Annotated in this window: 23 protein-coding genes; 14 read left to right on the forward strand and 9 right to left on the reverse strand. The window is 36.6% G+C overall.

Translation table 11 applies throughout. The features are described from left to right. The first annotated feature begins 437 nt into the window (after window positions 1–437). The 5 genes from RI196_RS00510 (at window position 438) to RI196_RS00530 (ending at window position 4,039) form a co-directional block, all read left to right on the forward strand. Window positions 438–1,793 carry a hypothetical protein gene (locus tag RI196_RS00510; protein ID WP_311066720.1) on the forward strand — a complete coding sequence of 452 codons (1,356 nt, stop codon included), beginning with the start codon at window positions 438–440 and terminating at the stop codon, window positions 1,791–1,793. 12 nt (window positions 1,794–1,805) lie between these two features. After that, on the forward strand, window positions 1,806–2,489 hold the full coding sequence (locus tag RI196_RS00515) for an ATP-binding cassette domain-containing protein (protein WP_311066721.1): 684 nt from the start codon (window positions 1,806–1,808) through the stop codon (window positions 2,487–2,489). A gap of 32 nt (window positions 2,490–2,521) precedes the next feature. Continuing rightward, a complete protein-coding gene (locus RI196_RS00520) occupies window positions 2,522–3,004 on the forward strand; it encodes a stage II sporulation protein M (RefSeq protein ID WP_311066722.1) in 483 nt (160 codons plus the stop codon). Then, window positions 2,992–3,519, forward strand: a complete 528-nt coding sequence (locus RI196_RS00525; RefSeq protein ID WP_063387112.1) for a hypothetical protein — start codon at window positions 2,992–2,994, stop codon at window positions 3,517–3,519. The genes RI196_RS00520 and RI196_RS00525 overlap by 13 nt, the downstream gene beginning before the upstream one ends. Before the next feature lie 67 nt (window positions 3,520–3,586). After that, a complete protein-coding gene (locus tag RI196_RS00530; RefSeq protein WP_063387113.1) occupies window positions 3,587–4,039 on the forward strand; it encodes a hypothetical protein in 453 nt (150 codons plus the stop codon). A gap of 434 nt (window positions 4,040–4,473) precedes the next feature. Here the strand turns inward: RI196_RS00530 and RI196_RS00535 are convergent, their stop codons facing one another. The 9 genes from RI196_RS00535 to RI196_RS00575 form a co-directional block, all read right to left on the reverse strand. Next, entirely contained in the window at window positions 4,474–5,226 is a 753-nt protein-coding gene (locus RI196_RS00535) for a prepilin peptidase (protein ID WP_311066723.1), read from the reverse strand. Window positions 5,227–5,244: 18 nt separating this feature from the next. Continuing rightward, window positions 5,245–6,051: a hypothetical protein gene (locus tag RI196_RS00540; RefSeq protein WP_311066724.1), complete on the reverse strand. Its 807-nt coding sequence runs from the start codon at window positions 6,049–6,051 to the stop codon at window positions 5,245–5,247. Next, a complete protein-coding gene (locus RI196_RS00545; RefSeq protein ID WP_311066725.1) occupies window positions 6,044–6,646 on the reverse strand; it encodes a PilN domain-containing protein in 603 nt (200 codons plus the stop codon). The genes RI196_RS00540 and RI196_RS00545 overlap by 8 nt, the downstream gene beginning before the upstream one ends. Next, on the reverse strand, window positions 6,647–7,642 hold the full coding sequence (gene pilM, locus RI196_RS00550) for a type IV pilus biogenesis protein PilM (protein WP_311066726.1): 996 nt from the start codon (window positions 7,640–7,642) through the stop codon (window positions 6,647–6,649). It abuts the gene before it with no gap. Between the two features lie 117 nt (window positions 7,643–7,759). Further along, window positions 7,760–8,158 carry a prepilin-type N-terminal cleavage/methylation domain-containing protein gene (locus tag RI196_RS00555; RefSeq protein WP_311066727.1) on the reverse strand — a complete coding sequence of 133 codons (399 nt, stop codon included), beginning with the start codon at window positions 8,156–8,158 and terminating at the stop codon, window positions 7,760–7,762. A gap of 194 nt (window positions 8,159–8,352) precedes the next feature. Beyond that, window positions 8,353–9,558, reverse strand: coding sequence for a type II secretion system F family protein (locus RI196_RS00560; RefSeq protein WP_066247885.1), 1,206 nt, complete (start codon window positions 9,556–9,558; stop codon window positions 8,353–8,355). Further along, the gene (locus tag RI196_RS00565) at window positions 9,545–10,597 is read right to left on the reverse strand and encodes a type IV pilus twitching motility protein PilT (RefSeq protein WP_311066728.1); all 1,053 of its coding nucleotides are present in this window, start codon (window positions 10,595–10,597) and stop codon (window positions 9,545–9,547) included. Before RI196_RS00565 ends, RI196_RS00560 begins: the two co-directional genes overlap by 14 nt. 12 nt (window positions 10,598–10,609) lie before the next feature. Continuing rightward, window positions 10,610–12,265, reverse strand: a complete 1,656-nt coding sequence (locus RI196_RS00570) for a GspE/PulE family protein (RefSeq protein WP_311066729.1) — start codon at window positions 12,263–12,265, stop codon at window positions 10,610–10,612. Between the two features lie 71 nt (window positions 12,266–12,336). Further along, the gene (locus tag RI196_RS00575) at window positions 12,337–13,713 is read right to left on the reverse strand and encodes a G5 domain-containing protein (protein WP_311066730.1); all 1,377 of its coding nucleotides are present in this window, start codon (window positions 13,711–13,713) and stop codon (window positions 12,337–12,339) included. 676 nt (window positions 13,714–14,389) lie between these two features. Between RI196_RS00575 and RI196_RS00580 the strand changes: the two genes are divergently transcribed. From RI196_RS00580 to radA, 9 genes are all read left to right on the forward strand, one after another. Further along, the gene (locus RI196_RS00580; RefSeq protein WP_157727882.1) at window positions 14,390–14,857 is read left to right on the forward strand and encodes a type IV pilus modification PilV family protein; all 468 of its coding nucleotides are present in this window, start codon (window positions 14,390–14,392) and stop codon (window positions 14,855–14,857) included. Continuing rightward, complete coding sequence (locus tag RI196_RS00585) at window positions 14,850–15,374, forward strand: hypothetical protein (protein WP_066247892.1); 525 nt, start codon at window positions 14,850–14,852, stop codon at window positions 15,372–15,374. The genes RI196_RS00580 and RI196_RS00585 overlap by 8 nt, the downstream gene beginning before the upstream one ends. Further along, the gene (locus tag RI196_RS00590) at window positions 15,355–17,109 is read left to right on the forward strand and encodes a hypothetical protein (RefSeq protein ID WP_311066732.1); all 1,755 of its coding nucleotides are present in this window, start codon (window positions 15,355–15,357) and stop codon (window positions 17,107–17,109) included. The genes RI196_RS00585 and RI196_RS00590 overlap by 20 nt, the downstream gene beginning before the upstream one ends. Window positions 17,110–17,886: 777 nt before the next feature. Beyond that, window positions 17,887–18,561: an MgtC/SapB family protein gene (locus RI196_RS00595; RefSeq protein WP_242513753.1), complete on the forward strand. Its 675-nt coding sequence runs from the start codon at window positions 17,887–17,889 to the stop codon at window positions 18,559–18,561. 241 nt (window positions 18,562–18,802) lie between these two features. Further along, on the forward strand, window positions 18,803–19,264 hold the full coding sequence (locus RI196_RS00600) for a CtsR family transcriptional regulator (RefSeq protein ID WP_063387474.1): 462 nt from the start codon (window positions 18,803–18,805) through the stop codon (window positions 19,262–19,264). 14 nt (window positions 19,265–19,278) lie between these two features. Further along, window positions 19,279–19,827, forward strand: coding sequence for a protein-arginine kinase activator protein McsA (gene mcsA, locus RI196_RS00605; protein ID WP_063387128.1), 549 nt, complete (start codon window positions 19,279–19,281; stop codon window positions 19,825–19,827). A 1-nt stretch (window position 19,828) separates the two neighbouring features. Then, window positions 19,829–20,917, forward strand: a complete 1,089-nt coding sequence (gene mcsB, locus RI196_RS00610) for a protein-arginine kinase McsB (RefSeq protein ID WP_311066733.1) — start codon at window positions 19,829–19,831, stop codon at window positions 20,915–20,917. Continuing rightward, complete coding sequence (gene clpC / locus RI196_RS00615; RefSeq protein ID WP_063387130.1) at window positions 20,914–23,349, forward strand: ATP-dependent protease ATP-binding subunit ClpC; 2,436 nt, start codon at window positions 20,914–20,916, stop codon at window positions 23,347–23,349. The genes mcsB and clpC overlap by 4 nt, the downstream gene beginning before the upstream one ends. A gap of 83 nt (window positions 23,350–23,432) precedes the next feature. Beyond that, on the forward strand, window positions 23,433–24,809 hold the full coding sequence (gene radA / locus RI196_RS00620; RefSeq protein WP_311066734.1) for a DNA repair protein RadA: 1,377 nt from the start codon (window positions 23,433–23,435) through the stop codon (window positions 24,807–24,809). Window position 24,810: the final 1 nt, after the last annotated feature.

Genomic DNA, 24,810 nt, shown 5'->3' on the forward strand with positions numbered 1-24,810 from the left:
ATTCCTAAGGTTTTTTTATTGCCCATGAAAAATGGACATGGACGTATGGATGCGAAAAATTATCAATAGCTGCTAACATATTCGAAACAGTTGTCAAGCAATTATTTGTGTTGCTTAACATAGTGCTTTGAAGCCGTTAGTATGATCCGAAAAGTGTATAGCGATGGGGGCAAATAAAACTATCGATATCGATCGAAACATAAAAAATGGGAGAATTTCTAATAAATCGCTAAATATGGTTGATTAATGGTATATTTGGTAATATTATTTAATTGATCAGATGAAGAGAAAGTGGAGAGTTTAAATATGAGGTCAGCTACACAATGGCTCAGCAGCTTCATTATTTTTTAGGAAAAATTTAAGAAAATAGATAAACATCGCGTAATGAACATTGTTTCTAAATTTCGTTTTATGGTTTTATTGATGAGGTGCAGACTATGTCATATGTAAGAATTTTTTTTCTTATTGCAATCAATGCTTTAAGAGCATATCAAAGCAATTTGTATGAAAAATTTGAAAAAATTTTACCTGAATTTAAGTATCTGGCGAAATATTATATATACTTTTATGCAGCGTCAAATATTTTATTATTAGGGATTATTCTTTTACTAGACCCTTCTCAAAATGTACATATTCATCGTATATTAAATGACTATAAATGGGAAATTTTAATCGCAAAATATTTAATGGAATTATTTATCATTATAAATTTGTTAAGATTTGAAGTTCCAAAAGGATTTAAAAAAGTTTATGGATTAATACCGTCTATTTTTTATGTAATCACTGCTAATTTTAAAAACGTTTATACATGGATACTGATACAGTTTATATATTATACATTTTTAGATAAACAACTTTTTTTGATCTTATTTATTTTAAGCTGTATCATCATTTATCTTTCTTTGTTTGCTAAAATATCAGAATTTCAATACATATTAAATATTTTAAAAATGGCTCGTCTCATGTTTGTAATATTGTTAAGTTATCAAATCATTCAAGAAGTATCGCAAAAAGCAGGTTTTAGCTTCGTGAGTGCAAGCAATAAAATCGAGGTTTTATTATTTTTATGGGTGGCTTTTCTATTAATTCTGTTAATATCTAACTATTTTTTATTAAGATATATTAAAGCTACTACACGAATTTTCCAGGAAAAACAATTAATCCATTATTTCAAACTATTTTTTATACCCTTCATATTTTTGACTTTGATACAGATCACATCCAGCTTGTTTGTTTTCATCAGCAATATCGAAGAATCACTGATAATCATATCCTATTTAATTTCATCTCTTTTTGTAAAAATCAAATTTATTGATTTTTTAACTATGGAAACTTATGGTTATTATTTGTTTTATTTAAAGTCTTTAGACAAAAAAATTCAATCTGAGTTTATGATGAATATTAACTTAAATAATTTCTTCTTATTATTGCCCGTTTTACTATTTCACCTCTGTTATCTCATTTTAAATCAGCAATATATTTATGCTTTCCTGCTGATGCTTGTATACATATTAGACATTAAGGCAGATGAACTAATCATTTTAATCACGAGAAAAATATTGAAGAAAAGTGAATTGCCTAATTTGTTTATACACACAAAAAAAGGTTTATCCAACGTATTATTAATAGCGTTTGTTCCCAGTGCCATTATTAGCATTCTTGTAAACAGTAGCAGCATAAAGAGCTCCAGCTTAGCTACAACGATGTTGCTGCTTGTTTCCGTCATACTATTTTGTGTGTCAATATTGGCGCATTATTGGAGGAAGAGCTTTTTTGACGAATTACATAAGTGAGGTAAAAAATAAATGTTAGAAATTAAAAATTTAACGTATAGCATAGGGGAGAAAAAAATTTTAGATCATATATCTTTTTCAATACCTGAAAATAAAGTGACAGCCATTGTCGGGCCTAATGGCGTGGGCAAAACTACAACCGTGCAAATATTGTCGAATATAATCAAAACGGAAAATGCTTCTGTTAGGAGCCTAAATCGTAATAAGAAAATCGTTTACTTGGATATTGAATATTTAGTTTTTGATGAGTTGACAGCACAAGAGTTTCTCGAGTTACATTCACGAATTCATAATAAAAATAAAGAAGAGCTTGAAGAACTATTAAACGAATTTGAAGTATTGAATATTAAAGAATTTTTACCGAACAAGTTAAAGGGTCTTTCTTTAGGGCAAAAGCAAAAATTGATTATATTAATGGGATTTATGTCCAATGCAGATATTTTAATATTTGATGAGCCATTTAACGGTTTAGATTATAAATCTGAAATGAATTTTAAAGAGCTGCTCAGAAAAAATAAGTTTAACTTCACAATTATCATCACTACCCATAATTTTCATGATATCGAAAGGTACACTAAGCAGTGCATTGTGATGGAAGATAGCAAAACGATTAAGCAGATTACAAACGTAAATACTCAAAGTTATAAAAAAAATATATTTCAGTATTTAGGTTTAGAACAGGAGCAGTATAAATGAATCGTCAGTTCGTCATAAAAAGGGAAGAGTTCATGAAAATTCCTCTGCTTATATTTGGTTTTTTATTGGCAGGATTCTTCTTTGGCGCATTATTAGAAGTCGATTTAAAAAGGGAAGCTCTCGATCTAAATTTTATTGATATTTTTTTCAATAACGCCTCAATCGGCATTATGTTAGTTCTGCTAACAAGTTTCATATCTTATCCGATTATTTTATATAATTCATTTTTTTTAGGGTTAAACATATATTTTGGCATAGAGCTCTTTGGCGTATATAAAACTTTCATGACTTTAATTTTCCATGCGCCGATAGAAATAGTAGGATGGATCATATGTATCATCGCTTCGAAAAGAATGAAAGATTTTTATAAAACTGTGTTAAAAAAAGAAATAAACAAAGAAAATGTCAAGGCTGTTTGTATGTTATTGCTGACAATGATAGCTGTTTACTTTGTTGCAGCCATAGTGGAATATTATGCTTTTGAATTTCTGGGGGGACATAAATGGTTAAATTAAAAGCAAATGAAAAAATATTATTAATACTGTTTACGCTTTGGTATTTATTATCCATACAATTTATCAGTCAATACATGATCATGAATCAAGGCAGTGTAATCTATGAAAAGAACATTTTTAAAACGAAAGAAATCATGTTTGTATTCCTAAATTTTGTCATAATGATCTTTTCGATTGTTTTTCTTTTCTTTCAAGCTTTTATCTATCGATTTATCATACTATTATTTAAACCGCAGAAATATCCATCCATATTTTCAAGCTTTTTTTATTTAATGATTGGATATTTGCCATTTTCCATTACGATCATTATCACAAACTTTATTCATCAAGAGTATGTTTACAATATTTCAACGAATATATACGCAAAAATTTTCATAACGATTATTGTAAACGTAATATATATATTCATCATTGTTAAAAAAAATATCATCGATTCCAAAAAGGCGCTATTATTGTGTATGTTTTTAATCGTAATAAATGCTCTAGTTTTATTCATTAATTTCAATTCACTATAAAAGTCGTTCGCATCATCATTGCCTGTTTTCCAGAGGAACTTGGCAAAATATATGAGAGGATATGAAAATGGTTAATGAAATAAAAATGTATTTTTCTCGTCACAAACCAATTTATGTTATACTTGCTGCAATCATGATAGGATGCGGACTGCAATATTTCATACTTAGCAATGAGAATATGAAGTCTGTACAGGATGCTTTATCGGAAGAATCGGAGTCATTGATTTTCCAAAGCTTCTCTGTCGATATCATTGCCCTCATTGCCTTGCTATATTATATTTTTTGCTCTGCTGCTTCAATCATGAAAGATGGAGTTTTTGAAAAAAATAAAAGCACCCGTAAAATGATTTTACATAAAATATACGCTTCTTATTTGTTCGTATTTATTTGCAACGGAATCATTGTATTATCGACTAGCATAATCGTTATCATACTTTATGGATTTCATCATGATATTTTTTATCATGCATTGTTATTACTTATTGCGAAGTCCTATACCGCAATTTTTTATGTAACATGATCTATGTTTTTGGCTGTTCTATTCAAAAAGTATATTTTTATTTTTTCCATGCTTTTTGTTGTGGAGATTGCCAAAATTGCGGTTTTTGCATTTCTGCGTAAATTTGCTGTTTTTGATTACGTTATATTCAATCATTTAGATATTTCTTCTTATTTCCATTTGCCGTCTTCGGGAATTGATAAGGGATATAACATAGTATTTTCCATTGCCATATATTTAGCGTATATATTCCTTCTGCAAGCTTTGAGTGTTTATATATTCAACAAGAAAAGAGAGCGTGTAACCGATTAATTAACATTTATCGTTGTTATGGATGGCATTATCACCATTGTAAAGATTTTGAAAAGGCCGTTTAGCTCGCTAGGCTAGCTGTTAAAAATACTTTTGCTTCATATCAAAAGAAAAGAAAAGTCAGACCTGTTCTCTTTTGTCCATTATATGATTAACTGAATATACCAATGGAAAATTTCCGTTTCATAAAAATATGAAAGCACGGCTCCAATACTGATGAAAGGTCCGAATGGTATTGCCGATTTACGGCTTAATTGTTTCGTGATGATGCCAAATAGACCAAATAATGCACCAATTAAGGTAGACAGGAAAAAAGCTAATAAAACTCCTTTAAGACCTAAAGCATATCCTAAAACAGCAAATAGTTTAATATCTCCGCCTCCCATTCCGCCATTGCTTACAATGGCAATGATATAAAGAAGGATAAAACCGACAGTCATTCCAATTATCGAATCATACCAAGGATGAAGCGGAATCCAGGTCCGCAGGAGAACAAATAGAACGAAGAAAAAGATTAAAATTCGATTCGGAATCAATTTGTAAGATAAATCACTCACCGTAATAATGATCAGGAGTGAAACAAAGGGTAGTGCTACTAAAAGCTCCTCGTTAAATCCAATTTTGTAGAAACTAAAAACAAATAGTAAACCTGTAAACAGCTCCATCACTGGGTAAATAGCCGAAATCGGAACACGGCAGCTGCGGCATTTTCCTTTCTGAAGCACATATGAAAAGATGGGTATTAATTCATACCAGGATAAGAAATGGCCACAATGCGGGCAGTGCGACCTCGGCTGAACGATTGAGCGTTTTTTCGGGATGCGAAGACCGACAACATTAAAAAAAGACCCGAAAATGATTCCGATAGCAAAGAAAAAAAGGTAAACGAAAACCATTGCCAAACTCCTCGTACATTAGTATTTAGGGCTGTTTTTACCATTTTGCGATTCCTTATTTGTTTCTGATGAATGACTTTTATCTGCTGAATCAAAATAAAAAGTAGTTAATTGAATTTCCATTGTAATGGTTTGATTCGTTTCGTCCTCTAAAAGCTCCTTTTCCCCCGGTTTCGTGAATGAAAGGACGTCCACTCGGGTGATTCGCTCCAATTTTTCTATTTCTTGTAGGAATTGTAAAAAATGCTTGAAATCTGGTGAAACAACCGACAGATTAAAGGTAATTAGTTTTACGTTTTTATATTTTTCTTTCTCTGTCGATTCGTTCGAAGCTGATTGGTTTTCGCTTTGATTAGACGGAGCATCTGCACTTTCATTTTCAGATTGATTAGTTGCAGACTCCATTTCGGTTGATTCATTTTGCTCCTTATTTTCGTTCGTATTGTTCGTATCTGTTTTATTGTTTTCCGATAATAATTCCGATTCAGACAGCGTTTGCTCATCTTTAAAGGAAATGTTCTGGATTTGGCTGCCGCTGACGTATTCCGCTTCCTGTAAATCAAGCAGCAGCTGGTCCATATTGCGGCTTAACGGCATTTTTTTCTCTAATTGAGCAGTATTTTCTTCCTTATCCGTTTTACTTTTATTCAATTGTGCTTCCAATTGCTTCATTTCCACTTCAAGCTGATTGGCATCTAACTGTGCAAGCGCAACATCGTCTTTCAAAGGCTTTACCGTATACATATACACAACGCCAATAAGCAAAAACAGTAAAACGATTAAACAATAAAAAAAGATTTTCCTTTCTTGGAGGAAATCACTCATCTTCTTCACCCCCGTTTTCGTCCTCTAACGCCGAAGAATGAGTCTCAAGAATAATATTCACATCATATCTCGGAATCTCCTTGAACATTTCTTCATCCACTTGTTCCTCTGAAGCTTCTTCAAATGTGAAGGTTTTAATTTCTTTGATCCTTACATTTGTAAAAAGAGGGGAAGAGACAAGCTTTGAAACATAAGATGCGGCAACATCCAATGATTCGAATTGGGTTTGGATCGACAATTGTTTATTTTCATATTCATAATGGCTTAAATAGCTATGATTTGGCAGCAATTCCAGCAATTCTTCAATGAGATGTGAGGTAGGTGCGGTCAATTCCTCTGCTTTAGCGACCGCTTCTTCTAAGCTGCCTGATTGTCCATTTTTTTGATTTTCTACTTGAGTTTCTAAAATTTCCTTATCCATTTTTAAATTTTCAATTCTCGTATCGGCCAGTTCTTTCTCATTTTTCGTATGAATATATTGATAAACAATGATCGATAAACAGATTAGCCAAATAACAAGAAAAGAGATAAAAATAATCAAAACCGTCGAACTTTGTCTTTCGGATTTCGGCAATAAATTTATTTCAGGGATCACTTAACTTCCCCCTTTCAAGGCAAGCCCTAAAGCAGGTATAAAATGACGAGGAACTTTATCCATTTTTTCAGGAGAAAGGTAAGCATCTAAAATCGTAACGGGAATTTGAAATTGATCTTCTATTTTTTTTCTAATCAAATCTAGGTTTGGAAAATCTCCTAACAGCATAATTTTCGATACAGCTTTCTGACCTTTATGAATGGAGTAGCGGTAAAAATTCATAATCCGCTCCAATTCCATTATTTGATCATCAATTAAACCTAAAAATTGCGCTTCGTCTCCATTATACGTCCAGGTGAGCAGATCATCATCGTATTGGTAGCTTGTCCAATCCTTCATTTGAATATCTAAATCTTGAAATCTTAAAAATTCAGGCTGGTTCTCCGAAAAAATACTGATCATGATTGAGTTTAAATTCAACTCAAAAAATAAATATGCTTCATCTGTGTTTTTTGTCATATATGTATATTGGAAATACCGATATACGCCAATTGAACGAATATCAGCAGCTACTGGCTTCAGTCCTGCATCAATCAAAATTTCCGTATATTTTCTCATTTCATCTTCTGGAACGGCAAAAAGAAGCCCTTCCCGTTCTTGTGTATCAGCCTTTCCAGGCAATGGTGATACATCGAAGATTGGATTGTCAAATGGAAGATAAAGTGTATGTCCTAATTCCATAATAAAGTGGCCGTTGATTTCTTTATCTTTTAAATGAGCAGGAAACTTTACCTTTCTCATAATGACAAGGGAATCAGGCGCATAAAACTGGACATTCCGCCTTTTGATTCCCCACTCTTTGACGGTTTCCTTCATAAAATGATAAAACTCCATCTCATCAAGAATTCGCCCATGCTCTAGCAGGCCGTTCGGTATAGACTTTTCTTTGAAATGTTTAATATTTGTTAAATCGCCGCCGGAATGATCCACCATCCGAAGCGCGTAATCATCGATGACTAAGTTGATTGTTTTTTTAGCCGAAAGAAAAGTGAGCATAGGCGAACCCTCCTGTGACCAAATATTTTGGAAAAGAGAAATACTTCAGCTTTTGATAGAAAGTATTCAGGCAAATTATTATGTTTACATGTTCCAAGTTAAAACGAAAAGGATTCTTTAATCATCTTCATTTAAGAAAGCTCGTAATCGTCCTTCAGTAGCAGGATTACCAACACCATTTATACTATTTGCAGGATGATCAGTAATTGACCAAGTAGTGCCGTTATATGAAACTTCAAAATCATCATCATCATCTGTATCAATATCAATATACCTTGCGAGTTCATCGGCAGTATAAGGCAGATCATTACCACCTTCTTGTGCATGTTTTAGTTTTGCAGCTGAAATAATATTTAATGCCTCTGATACAGTAGCCCGGTCTCTAGACTGGCCAATGACATTTGCGATAATCGGGATTGCAATAGCTAGTATGATTGCAATGATGATAATAACAGCCAATAGCTCAATTAATGTCATCCCTTTTTCTTTTTTGAGAAGTTTTACATGTTTTCTCATTTCATATTCCTCCTTTGTTTTTAGTTTTCCTAAATTTACTTTCATAAAGCAAAACGGCAAGCGCTTGTCATGTTCCCGCAAACTTTATTAACTCGATTTCTTGACCACCTCCTAAAGGGATTTTTTGGAATCTAGTACAATACGTTTCTTTTAGGTGCTTTATATACGAAAATGCTGCAAGCTTCGTCATCTATTTACATTTGCTGATAAATGCTAAACATAGGAATCATAATGGCAAGAACAATTGTCCCAATGACAAAGGCTAAAATGACGATCATAATTGGTTCGATCAGCGATTTCAAAATTTCAACGCTGCGGTCAACTTCCGCTTCATAGAAATCAGCTATTTTGGTTAACATGAAATCTAATGAACCAGTCTCTTCGCCGATCGCCGTCATATGGGTGACGAGCGGCGGGATTACCCAGCTTTTTCTAAACGGTTCGGATAAGCGGTCTCCTTTTTCTAAACTATCACGTGCGTCCAACACGACTTTTCCAATGACTGGATTGTTGACAACCCGCTCGACAATAGTTAAAGCTTGTAAAATCGGCACTGAACTAGAAAAAAGGGATGATAATGTCCGCGTCATTCTTGCAATAGCTGATTTTTGCAGCAATTTGCCGAAAACGGGCATTTTTAACAAAATAACATGGACAGCGTAATAAAAGGTTTTATTGCTCTTCATTAACAAGCTGAAAGCAAGAATCGCTGCTAATAAGACAAGAAGTACAATCCACCAAAAGTTTTGAACTACATGGCTTGCGCCAACTACGAATTTCGTAATGGCAGGCAGTTCACTGTCAAATTGGGCAAAAATTTCGGTGAATTTAGGCACAATCGTTAGCATCAGAAACACAACAACTGCAATGATGATAATGATTAATGTGATTGGATAAGCAAGGGTTGATTGAATTTTTTTCTTCAAATCGTATTGCTTTTCAAAATAAGCCGCCAGCCTGTCCAATGTTTCGTCCAAACTCCCGCTGGCTTCCCCGGCGCGAACCATATTGACAAAAATGGCCGGAAAAATTTTCGGATATTTGCTCACCGCATCTGAAAAAGCATTTCCTGTCCGCAATTCCGTTTCAATCTCAGCCAATACTTTGGCCAATGCTTTGCTTTCCGTCTGCTTTGATAAAATATTCGTTGAATCTACAATAGAAACTCCTGCACGGATCAGTGTTGCAAATTGCCGGCAATAAATGACAAAATGTTGGTTTTTCACAGGTCTGCCAATCGATACTTCCTTATAGATCAAGCCTTTTGCTTCATTGATCTCACGGGGGCTTATTCCTTGTTCTCTTAATTTTGCTATCGCATTTGTTTTATTTAGTGCATCAATCGTACCTTTCTTTAGCTGTCCTGTTTTCGTACGACCGACATATTTATAGATAGCCATTTTCATCACCTTTATTGATATATGGCATGGCGCTTTCGTAAGAAATTTTTCCTGAACTTAATAAGCTTTGAACGGACATTTCCAATGTATGCATTCCTTGAGCTCTATTCGTTTGCAAAACATTGTGGATTTGATGAATTTTTTCATTGCGAATCAAGTTTGCAATGGAAGGATTATTAATTAAAATCTCCGTCGCAACCGTTCTCCCGGATCCGTCCTTTAGCGGAAAAAGGCGCTGTGATATGATTCCTTGCAAAACGTTTGCTACTTGGAGGCGGATTTGCCTTTGCTGATGGGGCGGGAACACATCTATGATCCGGTCGATCGTCTGGGCTGCACTGCTTGTGTGCAATGTGGCCAGCACTAAATGACCTGTTTCAGCAGCAGTAATAGCTGTCGATATCGTCTCAAGATCCCGCATTTCCCCCACTAAAATAATATCCGGGTCTTGCCTTAAAGATGCGCGCAGTCCGTTTGCAAAGCTTTTCGTATCTGAACCAATTTCCCGCTGATTGATAATGGATCGCTTATGGGAATGAATATATTCTATTGGATCTTCTAATGTAATAATATGTTTGGAATAGTTTCGATTAATATAATCGATCATCGCTGCCAATGTCGTTGACTTACCTGAACCGGTTGGTCCCGTGACGAGAATTAACCCTTGGGGCTTTTCCATCAATTTCTCGACAATGGAAGGTAATTTAAGCTCTGCGATCGTTGGGATCTTCGTCGGTATAATTCGGATCGCGACACTTATATGATTGCGTTGGCGAAAAGCGTTTAATCGAAACCGTGAAATTCCCTCTAATTCATAGTTAAAATCAAGCTCGCCCTGCTGCTCGAACGTATCCCACATCATCTCCGGAATAAGCTCTTTCGCCATTCTTTCCGTGTCGTTTTTAGACAATGAATGGTCTCCGTAAGGCTTTAGCTCGCCGTTTATGCGAAAAACCGGAGGAGAGTCGACAATTAAATGGAGGTCTGAAGCATGATCCGTAAAAGCTTTTTTAAGTAAATCTGATATATTGTATGACATGAAGCCCACCTCCTACTCGAGGACAGCGACGCGTAAAATTTCTTCTGTTGTCGTTAATCCTTCTTTTACTTTCAGCAAACCGTCATCGATTAAAAATTTTAATCCTTTTTCCCGCACAAAATTTTGCAAATAAGAAGTTGACGTATTATTCATGATGAGTTCACGAATCTCCGCATCGATCGGCAATACCTCTTGAATGGCTAGGCGCCCGCGGTAGCCGGTCATGTTGCAGCTTGGACAGCCTTTGCCTTTTGCAACCGTCTCGATTTCAAGGCCTCTATTCGCAAAAATTTCTTTTTCTCTTTCAGTCGGGCGGACGATTTCGCGGCAATCCCGGCACACTCGTCGAACTAAACGCTGGGCTACAATGCCAATGATTGAAGACGATATGAGATACGGTTCAATACCCATATCGATTAATCTCGTTAAAGCAGCAACTGCACTATTCGTATGTAGAGTACTTAATACTAAATGACCTGTAAGTGACGCCCGAATGGCAATTTGTGCTGTTTCTGTATCACGAATTTCGCCGATCATAATAATATCCGGATCCTGGCGTAAGATCGAGCGAAGCCCATTGGCGAATGTCAGGCCGATATCTTCATTTACTTGAATTTGATTGACTCCTTCGATCTGGTATTCGACAGGATCTTCAACCGTGATGATATTTATATCCTCTGAATTTAACTGATTTAAAGCAGCATACAATGTCGACGACTTCCCGGATCCTGTAGGTCCAGTGATTAATATTATTCCATTTGGCTGATTTAGCATAGTAATAAATTTTTCCAAATTTTCATCTGTAAAACCGATTTTTTCCACACTGTTTAATACATTGCTTAAATCAAGAATCCGCATCACGACTTTTTCGCCAAAAATTGTCGGCAGCGTGGCGACACGAATATCCACCGGTTTAAAATTAATCGTTGTTTTAATTCGGCCGTCCTGCGGCAATCTATTTTCTGTAATATTTAAGTTTGCCATAATTTTAATCCGGGCAATGATGACATTTTGCATATGTTTTGGCAGTGACCGCTCTAAACGTAAAATGCCGTCGACCCGGTAGCGGACCTTTACGTCCGTTTCTTGCGGGTCAAAGTGGATATCACTGGCACGCTGGGCAAGACCGTTGGCAATGATTTGGTTGACAAGACGAACAACAGGAGAATCTTCATCCGTTACTTTTGCTTCATCCATTGAATCCTTTGGTGAAAGATCACTCATGATCTCTTCCATCGATTCTTGAAGATCATAATATTTTGTGATCGTTCGATATAATTCATCTTTTGTCGCAATAGCGGGTTCAATATGGCATCCTGTTGCCATTCTCAATTCTTCTATAGCGAAATAGTCCATCGGATCCGCCATTGCAACAAAAAGTTTATTTTTATCTTTTCGGATTGGCATCACATAATGCCTTTTTGCCAGCTCTTTTGGAATTAATTGAAGAACATCTTGATCAATTGGATATTGATAAATATTGATATGCGGTATTCCTAATTGGAATTCCAATACTTCAATCAGCTGCTGCTCGGTAATAAAGCCTTCTCTCAGCAGGGCATCCCCTAATTTTTCATCCGGTAACTTATTTTTTAATGTTTGGTTTAATTGTTCATTTGTAATGAGCCCAGCTTCTAAAAGCAAGTCTCCTAAACGTTTTCTGGACAATTTCCGTTCACCTCCAAAGATGCTGGCTTTATCGAATTCATTCAGATTTTTTCCGCTAACGGGCGTTGCCCTTATTTCACATATTCCGGCTCTTCCTCCACACTTTCCTCCATTAATTGCTTTTCAAATTCCTCTTCGTCTTGAAAACGGTCTTGCCCCATGCTTTCAGTCCCGTCGGTACCATTGTCCGTATTTATATCCTTTTGCTTCGTTTGGTCCGTATTTGTTGAATGATCAGGATTTGCATTACTAGGATCCGCTTGGCTATTATTCGTATTTGTTTGGTCATTTTCGCTATTCGCATTATTATTTTGATTTTCAGAAGAAGGTAATGCTAATAAAATGATTTCAGGTACAGGCAAGTAAAAATCAGTGCTAATCAACTCACGGGAAAGCTCCGCGCCGTTTTCGGCTACTGACACTCGGTATACTTCCACTCGCTGACCATTTACACCGTTTTGTATAACGCGCTTGCAGCATGGCTGTAAATCCTTTTTATAACGATAAATGGTGCGATAATGAATATCTTCTTTATTTTCAATTTTGTATTGATATTTTGTTTTTTGAGGTGCGGACAAGATCGCCATTTTCAATTTTGACCCGTTTTTTTCAGCTTGAATTGTGTATATATAAGGTCCAGGATTTGAAACGACGAAATCTTTATCATCTGTTTGACTGACTTTTGCTTCAATCCCTGCTTTTGAATAGACCGGAATCACTCGCTGCGAATGGCGCTCAATAATCTCTACATTTGTTTGCAGGAGCAAAGAATACAGCATAGAAACGACGAAATTTCCATCATCCTCCCTAAAATAACTCACCTCATTTGCCACTTGCTGCAAAAACGAAAATGAATTTCCAGGTGTTATCTTTTTTCCATTTAATTCTTCTACTAACTCATCTAAAAAGATATAGTCTTTCGGAATATTCCAGCTTGCTTCAGCAATTACATCATTTTGTTCGTTTGCTTCTGTTAAAACCGCTTGAATGTTATGTTCTCCTAAATAAGAGGCCGTTGTTTCAACGTTGTTTATCGTTTTGACTTTATCAATATGGTTCGGCCATTCTGAAAGTTCTTCATCCGTTATATTCACTTTTACAACCAACGGCAGATCAACTGATTTTTTTTTAATAAAGAAGGCATACCACGGTGTTTTTGTTTTTTCGAGCAATTGATCCATCGTTTGATTCAGGTCATACTGAATATCTTCAGATGGAATGGTTAATATTTCCGTGGGTGATTCAATCGTCATATCACTTTGATTTTTCCACTCATTGATCTTATCTGATAAAATGTCTTTAGCTTCATCAACAGTCATTCCACCGACATCAATTCCTCCGACTGTAGAACCATCAGGAATTGTAAAGGCAGCGTTTGCGATATGGGGAGTTCCGAAACTAATGGTCGCAGCTGATATAGCGATTATGAAAGAAAAAAACAAAGCCATTAACCTTTTCATCCTGCTCATAAAGAACCTGCCTTTCTATGTATCATTTGTCTGATCAAGCTTAGAAGACTGAAACCGGCAAATAAATATATATTACTAAGGTTGACTTTTCATTTCAATGCCAATATTCGGGATCTTTTAGAAGCGCGGTTGATTGCGCAAGGCTCCAGTTCCTTAGAGCTTGTTTCTTTATCGTATGAGTAAAAGAAGAAGTACAATTGATTTGTCTAATTCAGCCAGTAAAAATATAAAATTTTACAAAATAGGTAAAAAATACAGCTTTATTTAGTTAAAAAGACCTATTTTGGAGTAAAATGAAAGCAACGAAGATGAAATATTTTGTATAATAATAGCAAAATTACAGCAATTCATCCACAATAAAATGTAAAAATTTGAATAAATAGTAAAAATATTGTTTTCTTTTAGTCTAAAAGGCTTTATTTTGAAGTAAAATAAAAGTAATAAATAATGTATTTTTGTATAATCATAGCAAATTTTGGAGAGAAAAATTTTTACGGATTTAGTAAAAATGTTCCATATACTTACATTCTATTATTATGATTCGTTTAAGACAATGGTTTTTTAGTTAAAAAGTCCAATTTCAGAGGATATAGTTCCAATTCACTACAGCCATTGCGACTATTACTTAATATTTAAAAAAATGGGTGAATATTCTATGAAAATGAAGATTGTGAAGAAAATGGACGGGTTTACACTTGTGGAGATACTAATTTCTCTCGTCATTCTTTCCATCATTATTTTGGCATTTCTTAATCTTTTTGTTTTTACAAATAAAACAACTGTAGTAAACAATGATCAATTAGTGGCAATTCATCTGGCGAAATCAACAATGGAAAGAATTAAGATGAATCCTTTTTCTTATATTGATGAACCAGATAATGATCGCTTTAATCAGCCGCAAGTTTATACTTCTGACAGCTGCTCGAACCGTCCAGATCCCGATGAATGTGAACTTTTGTTTTCTCCACTTATAAATAATAAAACGTATGCAGTTCAAGTAACGGTCAGTCAAACTGCTAATGAAAAAGCGATTCGATTAATGAATGTACTTGTTGAAGTGAATTTACAAAATTCAAAAACACCCATTACTTCAAAGGTTGAAGGGTATGTGAGCTATGAGTAAAAAAATCATATCCTCTAGTAAAGGAATTACGTTAGTAGAAGTTCTTTCAGTGGTTTTATTGGGTTCTGTTATCGGACTGATCGCTTACTCTGTTCTTTTTAGCGGATTAAAAACATATGACCGTGCTATGGAAGAAGCAGCATTGCGCGATGAAGCAGATTATATACTCGCCCATTTAATTGATGAGCTGTTTGTGTTAAAGGTTAGTGAGATTAAGGAGCGGAAATTGCCGGATCCAAGCGGGAATTACTTTTTGATCAAAAATGACGGCAGCAAAATTGGTTTTGATCATGAACATTCACGTGTAGTGATTAATAACAAAGAATTGTCGTTAACAAACGGAAATATCGTGCTTTCTCGCGAATCAAAATTGATAGAAACTGAACGAGAAGATGTGTTTGAAATTTTGTTAGTTTTACAATCTGCTAAAACACAGCAAACAATGAAACTCAAAAGTATTGTGAGCATTATTAATGATCGAAAAGGAGTGCAAAATAATGAAAATCTTAATGAATGAGAAAGGATACTCCTTGATCTTAACCATGTTGATCTTTTTACTATTTACAGTCTTGTCTGTTTCCGTTTTGACAGTTGCTTTATCTGGAGTGAAAAGAAATCAAACAAGCGAGGATTATGTTCAAGCTCGTGAATTAGCCAATAAAGGAATTGAACATATTACGAATCAGATTCAAAGCGATTTGAAAAATGAACTAGGAGAAGAAGGAATCACCCGCAGCGAGTTTATAACGAAATTAAATACGATTTTAAATCGCTATAAAGACGTGATAAATAGTGTTCACAATACTGGCGCAACTGGTGAATATCGAGTATATATACGAAATATAGAAAATGTAATAGAAAATGGTGAAGAAAACCCGCTAAAGAAGAAGATAACCTTTTTAAGCAGAGGATTTGTTGATGGCAAGGAAAAAACGGTTATTTCAGAAGTTGAAATTGGTGCACAATCTGTTTTGGAGACATTACATTATGCGCTCGGTGCCAACAAATTATGTAAAACTCCAAATGCCTGTATACCTGGTGAAGGAAATATGTTTTTGCACGGCGGGGTTTCAATCACAGGGGATATGAAGGTAGACGGGAATTTAATCATAACGAACCGCGGATATGCATTTTTAAGTGGTGAGAAATGGATTGCGTCCGTTTACCCGAGCATTTTACCAACACAAGGAAAAGCAAACGCAAACTTAATACTTGGCGGAAATATTTTTACCTTTAATCATACCCCTCCATATGGACAACATATTACAACTTCTAATTTTGGAAGTTCTTATACAAAGCTAACAGATCGTATTGATGATGCTTTTTACAATCGGCAAGCCCCGGTTATTGTAAAAAGGCAGCCGATCCGTGATGACATTCAAATTCCTGCACAAAAATCGGTTTTTTATTATAAACATAATTCTCCCGGTGTAACGATCATAAAAGCTAATAATAGAATAATCTCAAACCAAAATCGGCCTAATGACAAAGTTTATGCGAGTCATGATGAATGTTTTTTATGGTGTAATCAGAAATACGATGGAGATTACACATTTACTGGGAATAATCTTTTTAAAAGCTTTGCCACTGCAGGTTCATTAACAATTCGCAATTCAAATAATCAATTCAGACAGACCACCTTTAAGGAGGGGGCCTATATAGAGAAAGATTTAACAATTGGCAACGGGTCTGATTCGTACAACCCAAATAATTATGACAAAATTCGGGTGGACGGCCCCATATTTGTGAACGGTGATCTGACGATTAAAGGGGCTGATGCGGAATTTAATTCAATTATGTACGTAATGGGAGATGTGACGATTGAATATTCGCGCATCAATGGATTAGGCCAAAACGGTTCGTTAATTATTTTTGCAAAAGGAAATATAAACATTAGAAATAATAGCGTTAACCAGGATGAACCTAGTAATATTAAAGGGTTTTTCTATTCAGAACAAGCATTAGAAATGTTTGGAGTGGGGTCAAATATTCGAATAGAAGGAGGAATATCAGCGAGGCGCATTGTTTTAAATGCGATAAGAGGACGGGCCAGCAATCAAAATTTTAGTGGGGCGCAAAAAATTACGAATAACGATTATTTTGAAGGTGCACAAAACCAAATAGGCAAGCCTTCTAGGCTGCAAATTATTTATGATCCGGAAATTATCAATACGTATGCAGATATAAAGTCTAGAGAGCCCGTTATTAAAAACCTGGATCCGCCTAAAATTATTAATCGTGACATAGAATAAATACCTTTCATCTTATTTTATTGCCGATATGACCGCCGCCTCTCGTGTATAGCGAAGGCGGTGGAGGAATCGGCCTCTTTTTTAGCTTTTTGTGATGTTTTTCCGTTGCAATACTTTCCGTTATGATCATAAAATGAAAAATTAAGAAATGACAGTCTAAAAGCCAATTTTTCGAGAAAATTGTCGAAAGCCGAAATGGATATTTTTGCTGTTACAAAAACATCTTTAATTGATTTGAATGATGCAAACCGTTTTAATTAATCTGAGAAAAGCGATTGAGGCGAGATTTGCTTATCCATGTAAAAAAGTATGGACGAAACGATTATTCGCTGCAATGCGGTTTGAGAAGCTCAAGCCTCTTTTATCCTCTTGTAAATGGAAATATATAACAAACAAAACAGCTTAAAACAGAACGAACAAAAACGACAAATTTACGAACAACTAAGAGCTCGCTTCTTCTGAAGATCCTCCGCATCTATTGCAATCAAGCTCGCTTTCTTTAAAACCTTCAATCGGAGTATAATTAATTGATCGTTACTTCAGAAACATAAACTGTTCCATTCTTGAAGCATATGAGCAGTGAAAGCTTCGTTTGATTTTAAAGCCAGCTCTAAAAGTGCTTTTTTGTTTCATATCATTCTTAGTCTCATACTCAAGAACAATTGAATATTGAGCACTGTTCATCGCATATAATGGGAAAGTATAATACTGTATCATTTCAAAATTCATATATGGCCAAAACAGAAAAAGTCATTTGGATGGTAAGGAGGAATGATAATGCCTGAGGAATGGCAAATTATGTTGATTCGCATTGTTTTAGCAGTCATTTTAAGTGGATTTATTGGCCTTGAACGAGAATTTAAACGGCATCCAGCAGGCTTTCGCACGCATTTGTTAGTTGGTGTCGGCTCCTGCATGATGATGCTGCTGTCTCTTTATGGCTTTGAAGAATATATGGATCGTTATGAAAATATTCGTTTTGACCCAGCAAGAATTCCTTCTTATGTCATTAGCGGCATTGGTTTTTTAGGTGCTGGAACGATATTAGTGAGAGGGGTTACGGTAAGAGGATTAACGACGGCAGCCTCGATTTGGGTTGTTGCAGGACTTGGCCTTGTTGTTGGGGCAGGAATGTATCCGTTGGCGATTTTTTCTACCTTGATTGTATTGTTGAGTTTGATCTTTCTCAATAAGGTGGAGGCTTTTTTTGCTGAGAAGTCAAGCAAAAAATGGATACAAGTTAATCTTCCAGAAGATGATTTGGTGGAATTTACTCGGAAACTTGAACAATTAAATATTTCTGTTTATAAAATTCATTTTACATTGTCAAAGCCAAAAGAAACTAAACATGCGAAGCGTTCATATTTACTTGAAATTGGCCTTCCAAAAGATGAAATGCCTGAAATCATAAACGAATTATTGAAATTTCAAGAAGTTAAAAAAGTTTTTTAAAGAGCGGGTTTTTTCCATATTGTAAATGGCAATATTATTAGTGAGCTTTTTTGTTGAAATGACACAAAAAAAAATTTATATTATAATTAAGGTCAAATATAGTCAAAGTCAAGTGACTAGTTGTTATCGTTTAGGAAATAAGCATTACGTAAACATCTTGCCTCCTATCCCTCAAGGATATTGCACATTTCTTGAGCGTTTTGCAATTCCAATCAAAAAGTTGAAGGAGGTGTTTTTCGAGGTGCGGAATATATCTGATATTATCGAGCAATATTTAAAGCATGTATTAGATTCAAGCGGAAAAGAAATTGTTGAAATTAAAAGAAGTGAAATTGCGGATAAATTTCAATGTGTTCCATCGCAAATCAATTACGTGATCAACACTCGTTTTACAATTGAACGGGGTTACATTGTCGAAAGCAAAAGGGGTGGAGGCGGTTATATCCGAATTATGAAAATTCGAATCAATGACCGTATCCAGCTGATCAATCAAATTTTAAATGCCATTGGTAAAAGGCTGTCACAATCGTCGGCGGAGGATATTATTTTGAGATTGGCTGATGAAGAGGTTATTTCAGAAAGAGAAGCGAAAATTATGTTGAGCGTAATTGATCGGTCTGTTTTATATATTGATTTGCCTGATCGAGACGAATTGAGGGCAAGGATGATGAAGGCGATGCTCACCTCGTTAAAATACAAGTGAGGATGTGATGGACGATGATTTGTCAAGAATGTCATGAAAGGCCCGCTACTTTCCACTTTACAAAAATCATCAACGGCGAAAAAACTGAAGTGCATATATGTGAAAAATGTGCACAGGAAAAAAGTGATGTATTCATATTCAATATGAATCCAGGCTTTTCTATAAACAACTTATTGTCCGGATTATTAAATATGGACAGCGCCATTAGCAGCCAAGGGCAAAATGTTTTCAAGAAAAATCAGGTCATTCAATGTGAGAAATGTAATATGACGTTTGATCAATTTACGAAAATTGGTAAATTCGGGTGCTCCCATTGTTACAAAACGTTTTATCACCAAATTACCCCGATTTTAAAACGTGTTCATGGCGGGAATACAACTCACGGCGGTAAAGTACCGAAACGGACCGGTGGAAGTATTCATTTGAAAAAGCGCCTGAAAATGCTTAAACAGGAACTGCAAGAATTAATTGCGAAAGAGGAATTCGAAAGAGCAGCTCAAGTTCGGGATGAAATTCGGTCCATTGAAGCGAAGATAAATGGACGGAACGAAAGGGGAGTATGACATGTCCTTTCAAAAATTTATTCGTTCAGCCATGAGCCCTTGGATGAATCAAGAAGGACCTGATTCCGATATTGTGCTGAGCAGCCGAGTCAGATTGGCGCGAAATATAGAAAATATCAGCTTTCCTACCATTATGTCGAATGAAGAAGCCTTGGTTATTTTAAATACATTTGAAGAATCATTTTCACAAAGAGTGTTTGACGGTTTAGGGACATTCGTGCTGCTGAAAATGAATGAACTTCAGCCTATTCAAAAACGCGTACTTGTAGAGAAGCATTTGATTAGTCCTTATTTAATGGAAGAATCAGCACTTGGAGGGTGCCTTTTATCTGAAAACGAAGAAGTGAGCATCATGATAAACGAGGAGGATCATATTAGAATTCAATGTTTGTTCCCGGGCCTTCAGCTAAAAGAAGCGTTGAAAATGGCAATGAATCTTGACGATTGGATTGAGGAAAAAGTAGATTATGCATTTGATGAACATAGGGGCTACTTAACTAGCTGTCCAACAAATGTCGGTACCGGCTTGCGGGCTTCCGTGATGATGCACCTTCCAGGACTTGTCTTAACACAGCAGATTAACCAAATTATACCTGCTATCAATCAATTAGGATTGGTTGTGAGAGGTCGGTACGGAGAAGGAAGTGAAGCGATAGGTAATATATTCCAAATTTCGAACCAAATTACGCTAGGCAAATCAGAAGATGATATTGTCGATGATTTAATAGGTGTTGTCGGGCAATTAATTGCTCAAGAACGGGCTGCAAGAGATGCTTTATATAAAACGAATCCGCATCATCTAGAAGACCGTGTATATCGTTCCTACGGCACTCTCAAATACAGCAGGATTATTCCATCGAAAGAAGCAATTCAATGTTTATCAGATGTGCGCTTAGGAATTGACCTGGGAATTATTCAAAATGTTCCACGCAGTGTTTTAAATGAGCTTATGATTTTAATTCAGCCCGGATTTCTGCAACAATATTCAGGAGGAGTTCTACGGCCGAATGAACGGGATATTCGCAGGGCAACATTAATTCGTGAAAGGCTTCAATTAGAAAGGAAGCAAAGGGAGGATGATGAACAATGATGTTTGGGAGATTTACGGAACGGGCGCAAAAAGTGCTTGCTTTAGCTCAGGAAGAAGCTGTACGACTCGGACATAACAATATCGGCACAGAGCACATATTGCTTGGGCTCGTGCGCGAAGGAGAAGGAATTGCCGCTAAAGCGCTTCACGCTCTAGGATTAAGTCCAGAAAAAATCCAAAATGAAGTGGAAAGCCTGATAGGACGGGGACAAGAAATTTCGCAAACGATCCATTACACACCGAGAGCAAAGAAAGTCATTGAACTGTCAATGGATGAAGCAAGAAAATTAGGACATTCTTATGTCGGAACAGAACATATCCTATTGGGATTAATTCGAGAAGGCGAGGGAGTTGCTGCGCGTGTTTTAAACAATCTCGGAGTAAGCTTGAACAAAGCGCGTCAGCAAGTTTTACAGTTGTTAGGCAGCAACGAAGTATCCTCAAGCCACCAAGGAAGTTCGATGACAAACGCAAATACTCCGACGCTTGATAGTCTTGCGCGGGACTTAACGGCTGTTGCACGGGAGGGCGGACTTGATCCAGTCATCGGCCGAAGCAAAGAAATTCAGCGTGTCATCGAGGTTTTGAGCCGAAGAACAAAAAATAATCCTGTCTTAATAGGTGAACCTGGTGTTGGGAAAACTGCCATAGCAGAGGGACTTGCTCAGCAAATTGTGAATAATGAGGTTCCTGAAATTTTGAGAGATAAGCGCGTTATGACCCTTGATATGGGAACAGTTGTAGCTGGCACAAAATATAGAGGGGAATTTGAGGACCGCCTTAAAAAGGTAATGGATGAAATTCGCCAAGCAGGAAACATCATTTTATTTATTGACGAGCTTCATACACTGATCGGCGCAGGCGGGGCGGAAGGTGCAATTGATGCTTCCAACATTTTAAAACCTGCTTTGGCTCGGGGAGAATTGCAATGTATTGGGGCAACAACTTTGGATGAATACCGTAAATATATTGAAAAGGATGCTGCACTTGAACGGCGCTTCCAGCCAATCCAAGTCGACGAACCGTCCATTGAAGAGAGCATTCAAATTTTAAGAGGATTAAGAGACCGATATGAAGCACACCACCGGGTATCCATTTCCGATGAGGCGATTGAAGCTGCTGTTAAACTTTCAGATCGGTATATTTCCGATCGGTTCCTGCCTGATAAAGCGATTGACTTGATTGATGAAGCAGGCTCCAAAGTCCGTCTTCGTTCATTTGCAACACCTCCGAATTTAAAGGAATTGGAGCAAAAATTAGAAGAAGTGCGAAAAGAAAAAGAAGCTGCAGTCCAAAGCCAAGAATTTGAAAAAGCAGCTTCATTAAGAGATACAGAGCAGCGGCTCAGAGAGGAATTAGAGGAAACGAAAAAATCATGGAAGGAAAAACAAGGTCAAGAAAATTCTGAAGTGACCGTAGAGGATATTGCAATGGTTGTTTCAAGCTGGACGGGAATTCCGGTTGTTAAACTTGCCCAAACAGAATCAGAGCGGCTTTTGAATCTCGAAGAAATTTTACACTCGCGCGTTATTGGTCAAGAAGAAGCTGTCACTGCAGTCGCAAAAGCTGTCAGACGGGCACGTGCAGGCTTAAAAGATCCGAAGCGTCCGATCGGTTCATTTATCTTCTTAGGACCGACAGGTGTAGGGAAAACGGAATTAGCCCGTGCATTAGCTGAAGCAATGTTTGGTGACGAAGATGCTATGATTCGAATCGATATGTCAGAATATATGGAGAAGCATTCTACGTCAAGGCTCGTTGGTTCGCCTCCTGGATATGTAGGCTATGAAGAGGGAGGACAATTGACGGAAAAAGTGCGCCGCAAGCCATACTCAGTCGTATTATTGGATGAAATTGAAAAAGCTCATCCAGATGTGTTTAACATTTTGCTGCAGGTGCTTGAAGACGGAAGACTCACAGACTCAAAAGGGCGCACCGTTGATTTTCGAAATACGATTTTAATCATGACTTCAAATGTAGGGGCAAGCGAATTAAAACGGAATAAATATGTCGGCTTTAATGTTCAAGACGAAAATGAAAATTATAAAGATATGAAAAACAAAGTGATGGATGAACTGAAAAAAGCATTTCGTCCTGAATTTTTGAACCGGATTGACGAAATTATTGTGTTCCACTCTTTAGAGAAAAAACATTTGAAAGAAATTGTTTCGCTGATGGCGGATCAGCTGACAAAACGATTAAAAGAACAGGATATAGAACTCGAATTAACGGATCGTGCAAAAGAAAAGCTGGCTGAAGAGGGCTTTGACTTAGAATATGGAGCACGTCCGTTGCGGAGAGCGATTCAAAAATATGTCGAAGATCGCTTATCAGAGGAATTATTGAAAGGCACGATCTCGCAAGGTCAAAAAGTTGTATTGGACGTGCAAAATAATGAATTTGTCGTAAAAACTGCAGAAAAGGTTCAATAATCCAATGGGCATACTGCTTCACGTATGCCCCTCTCTTTCATTATATTGTCGTTTATCGATTGAACAAAGTGGGGAATAACCGAATGTCAAAGATCAAATCAAAATATATTTGTCAATCGTGCGGATATGAATCGCCGAAATGGATGGGAAAATGTCCAGGGTGCGGCGCATGGAATTCAATGGTTGAAGAAGTTATCAAGCCAAAGGGAAAACACCGCATTGCTTTTAGTCATTCCGAATCATCCACTGTCAGCAAACCTTCTCCAATTCATCAAATCCAAGCTGCGCAAGAACCTAGAATGCTTACAGGACTTCATGAGTTTAACCGCGTATTGGGAGGCGGAATTGTAAAAGGGTCTCTCGTTTTAATTGGAGGGGATCCTGGAATTGGAAAATCCACTCTCTTATTGCAAGTCTCCTCACAGCTGGCAGAGAGAGGGAACGATGTTTTATACATTTCGGGAGAAGAATCTTTAAAACAGACAAAACTTCGCTCCGACCGACTCGGGGTAAAAGGCGAAAGACTTTTCGTGCTTTCTGAAACGGACTTAGAAATCATCATTCAATCCATAATGGAAACTGAACCGGCTTTTGTCATCATTGATTCCATTCAAACGATTTATAACAGTGAAATTGCTTCTGCTCCTGGAAGCGTATCTCAGGTTCGAGAATGTACGGCTGAATTAATGAGATTGGCAAAGACAAAAGGAATTCCGATTTTTATTGTCGGTCATGTAACAAAAGACGGCACAATTGCAGGGCCGCGCATTTTAGAACATATGGTTGATACTGTATTGTATTTTGAAGGTGATCGACACCATACGTACCGAATTTTACGGGCAGTTAAAAACAGGTTCGGATCCACTAACGAAATAGGAATTTTTGAAATGAAGGAAACAGGTCTTAAAGAAGTGCTCAACCCGTCAGAAGTGTTTTTAGAAGAGCGTGCAAAAGGGGCATCTGGTTCAACAGTAGTCGCTTCCATGGAAGGGACAAGACCTGTTCTAGTCGAAATACAAGCTTTAATCACCCCGACAAGCTTTGGAAACCCAAGAAGGATGGCAAACGGGATTGATCATAATCGTGTTTCTTTGTTGATGGCGGTATTGGAAAAACGTGTTGGTTTATTGCTCCAAAACCAAGATGCCTACTTAAAAGTTGCCGGCGGGGTGAAATTAGACGAGCCTTCAATTGACTTGGCAATTTGCATCAGTATAGCTTCAAGCTTTAAAGATGTTCCGACGAACATTTATGATGTTTTTGTAGGTGAGGTTGGTTTAACAGGAGAAATTAGAAGGGTTTCACGAATTGAACAGCGTGTACAAGAAGCTGCCAAACTGGGATTTAAGCGGATTTTTTTACCGAAAGCCAATCTGGGCGGTTGGAAATGGCCGGAAGATATAGAAATTGTCGGTGTGCAAAACATTTCAGAAGCGCTCGAACTTGCAATAGGGGGATAAG

The organism is Aeribacillus composti (assembly GCF_031760945.1).
GTDB classification, from domain to species: Bacteria; Bacillota; Bacilli; order Bacillales; family Aeribacillaceae; genus Aeribacillus; species Aeribacillus composti.

Excerpts from the sequence above, each read along its gene's own strand:
- RI196_RS00575 (WP_311066730.1), bottom strand. The coding sequence starts at position 13,713 with ATGGCTTTGTTTTTTTCTTTCATAATCGCTATATCAGCTGCGACCATT.
- RI196_RS00565 (WP_311066728.1), bottom strand. The coding sequence starts at position 10,597 with ATGTCATACAATATATCAGATTTACTTAAAAAAGCTTTTACGGATCAT.
- radA (WP_311066734.1), top strand. The coding sequence starts at position 23,433 with ATGTCAAAGATCAAATCAAAATATATTTGTCAATCGTGCGGATATGAA.
- RI196_RS00590 (WP_311066732.1), top strand. The coding sequence starts at position 15,355 with ATGAAAATCTTAATGAATGAGAAAGGATACTCCTTGATCTTAACCATG.
- mcsA (WP_063387128.1), top strand. The coding sequence starts at position 19,279 with ATGATTTGTCAAGAATGTCATGAAAGGCCCGCTACTTTCCACTTTACA.
- RI196_RS00555 (WP_311066727.1), bottom strand. The coding sequence starts at position 8,158 with ATGAGAAAACATGTAAAACTTCTCAAAAAAGAAAAAGGGATGACATTA.
- RI196_RS00530 (WP_063387113.1), top strand. The coding sequence starts at position 3,587 with ATGGTTAATGAAATAAAAATGTATTTTTCTCGTCACAAACCAATTTAT.
- RI196_RS00585 (WP_066247892.1), top strand. The coding sequence starts at position 14,850 with ATGAGTAAAAAAATCATATCCTCTAGTAAAGGAATTACGTTAGTAGAA.
- RI196_RS00535 (WP_311066723.1), bottom strand. The coding sequence starts at position 5,226 with ATGGTTTTCGTTTACCTTTTTTTCTTTGCTATCGGAATCATTTTCGGG.
- RI196_RS00540 (WP_311066724.1), bottom strand. The coding sequence starts at position 6,051 with ATGAGTGATTTCCTCCAAGAAAGGAAAATCTTTTTTTATTGTTTAATC.
- RI196_RS00520 (WP_311066722.1), top strand. The coding sequence starts at position 2,522 with ATGAAAATTCCTCTGCTTATATTTGGTTTTTTATTGGCAGGATTCTTC.
- RI196_RS00560 (WP_066247885.1), bottom strand. The coding sequence starts at position 9,558 with ATGGCTATCTATAAATATGTCGGTCGTACGAAAACAGGACAGCTAAAG.
- RI196_RS00595 (WP_242513753.1), top strand. The coding sequence starts at position 17,887 with ATGCCTGAGGAATGGCAAATTATGTTGATTCGCATTGTTTTAGCAGTC.
- RI196_RS00510 (WP_311066720.1), top strand. The coding sequence starts at position 438 with ATGTCATATGTAAGAATTTTTTTTCTTATTGCAATCAATGCTTTAAGA.
- clpC (WP_063387130.1), top strand. The coding sequence starts at position 20,914 with ATGATGTTTGGGAGATTTACGGAACGGGCGCAAAAAGTGCTTGCTTTA.
- RI196_RS00515 (WP_311066721.1), top strand. The coding sequence starts at position 1,806 with ATGTTAGAAATTAAAAATTTAACGTATAGCATAGGGGAGAAAAAAATT.
- RI196_RS00525 (WP_063387112.1), top strand. The coding sequence starts at position 2,992 with ATGGTTAAATTAAAAGCAAATGAAAAAATATTATTAATACTGTTTACG.
- pilM (WP_311066726.1), bottom strand. The coding sequence starts at position 7,642 with ATGCTCACTTTTCTTTCGGCTAAAAAAACAATCAACTTAGTCATCGAT.
- mcsB (WP_311066733.1), top strand. The coding sequence starts at position 19,829 with ATGTCCTTTCAAAAATTTATTCGTTCAGCCATGAGCCCTTGGATGAAT.
- RI196_RS00580 (WP_157727882.1), top strand. The coding sequence starts at position 14,390 with ATGAAAATGAAGATTGTGAAGAAAATGGACGGGTTTACACTTGTGGAG.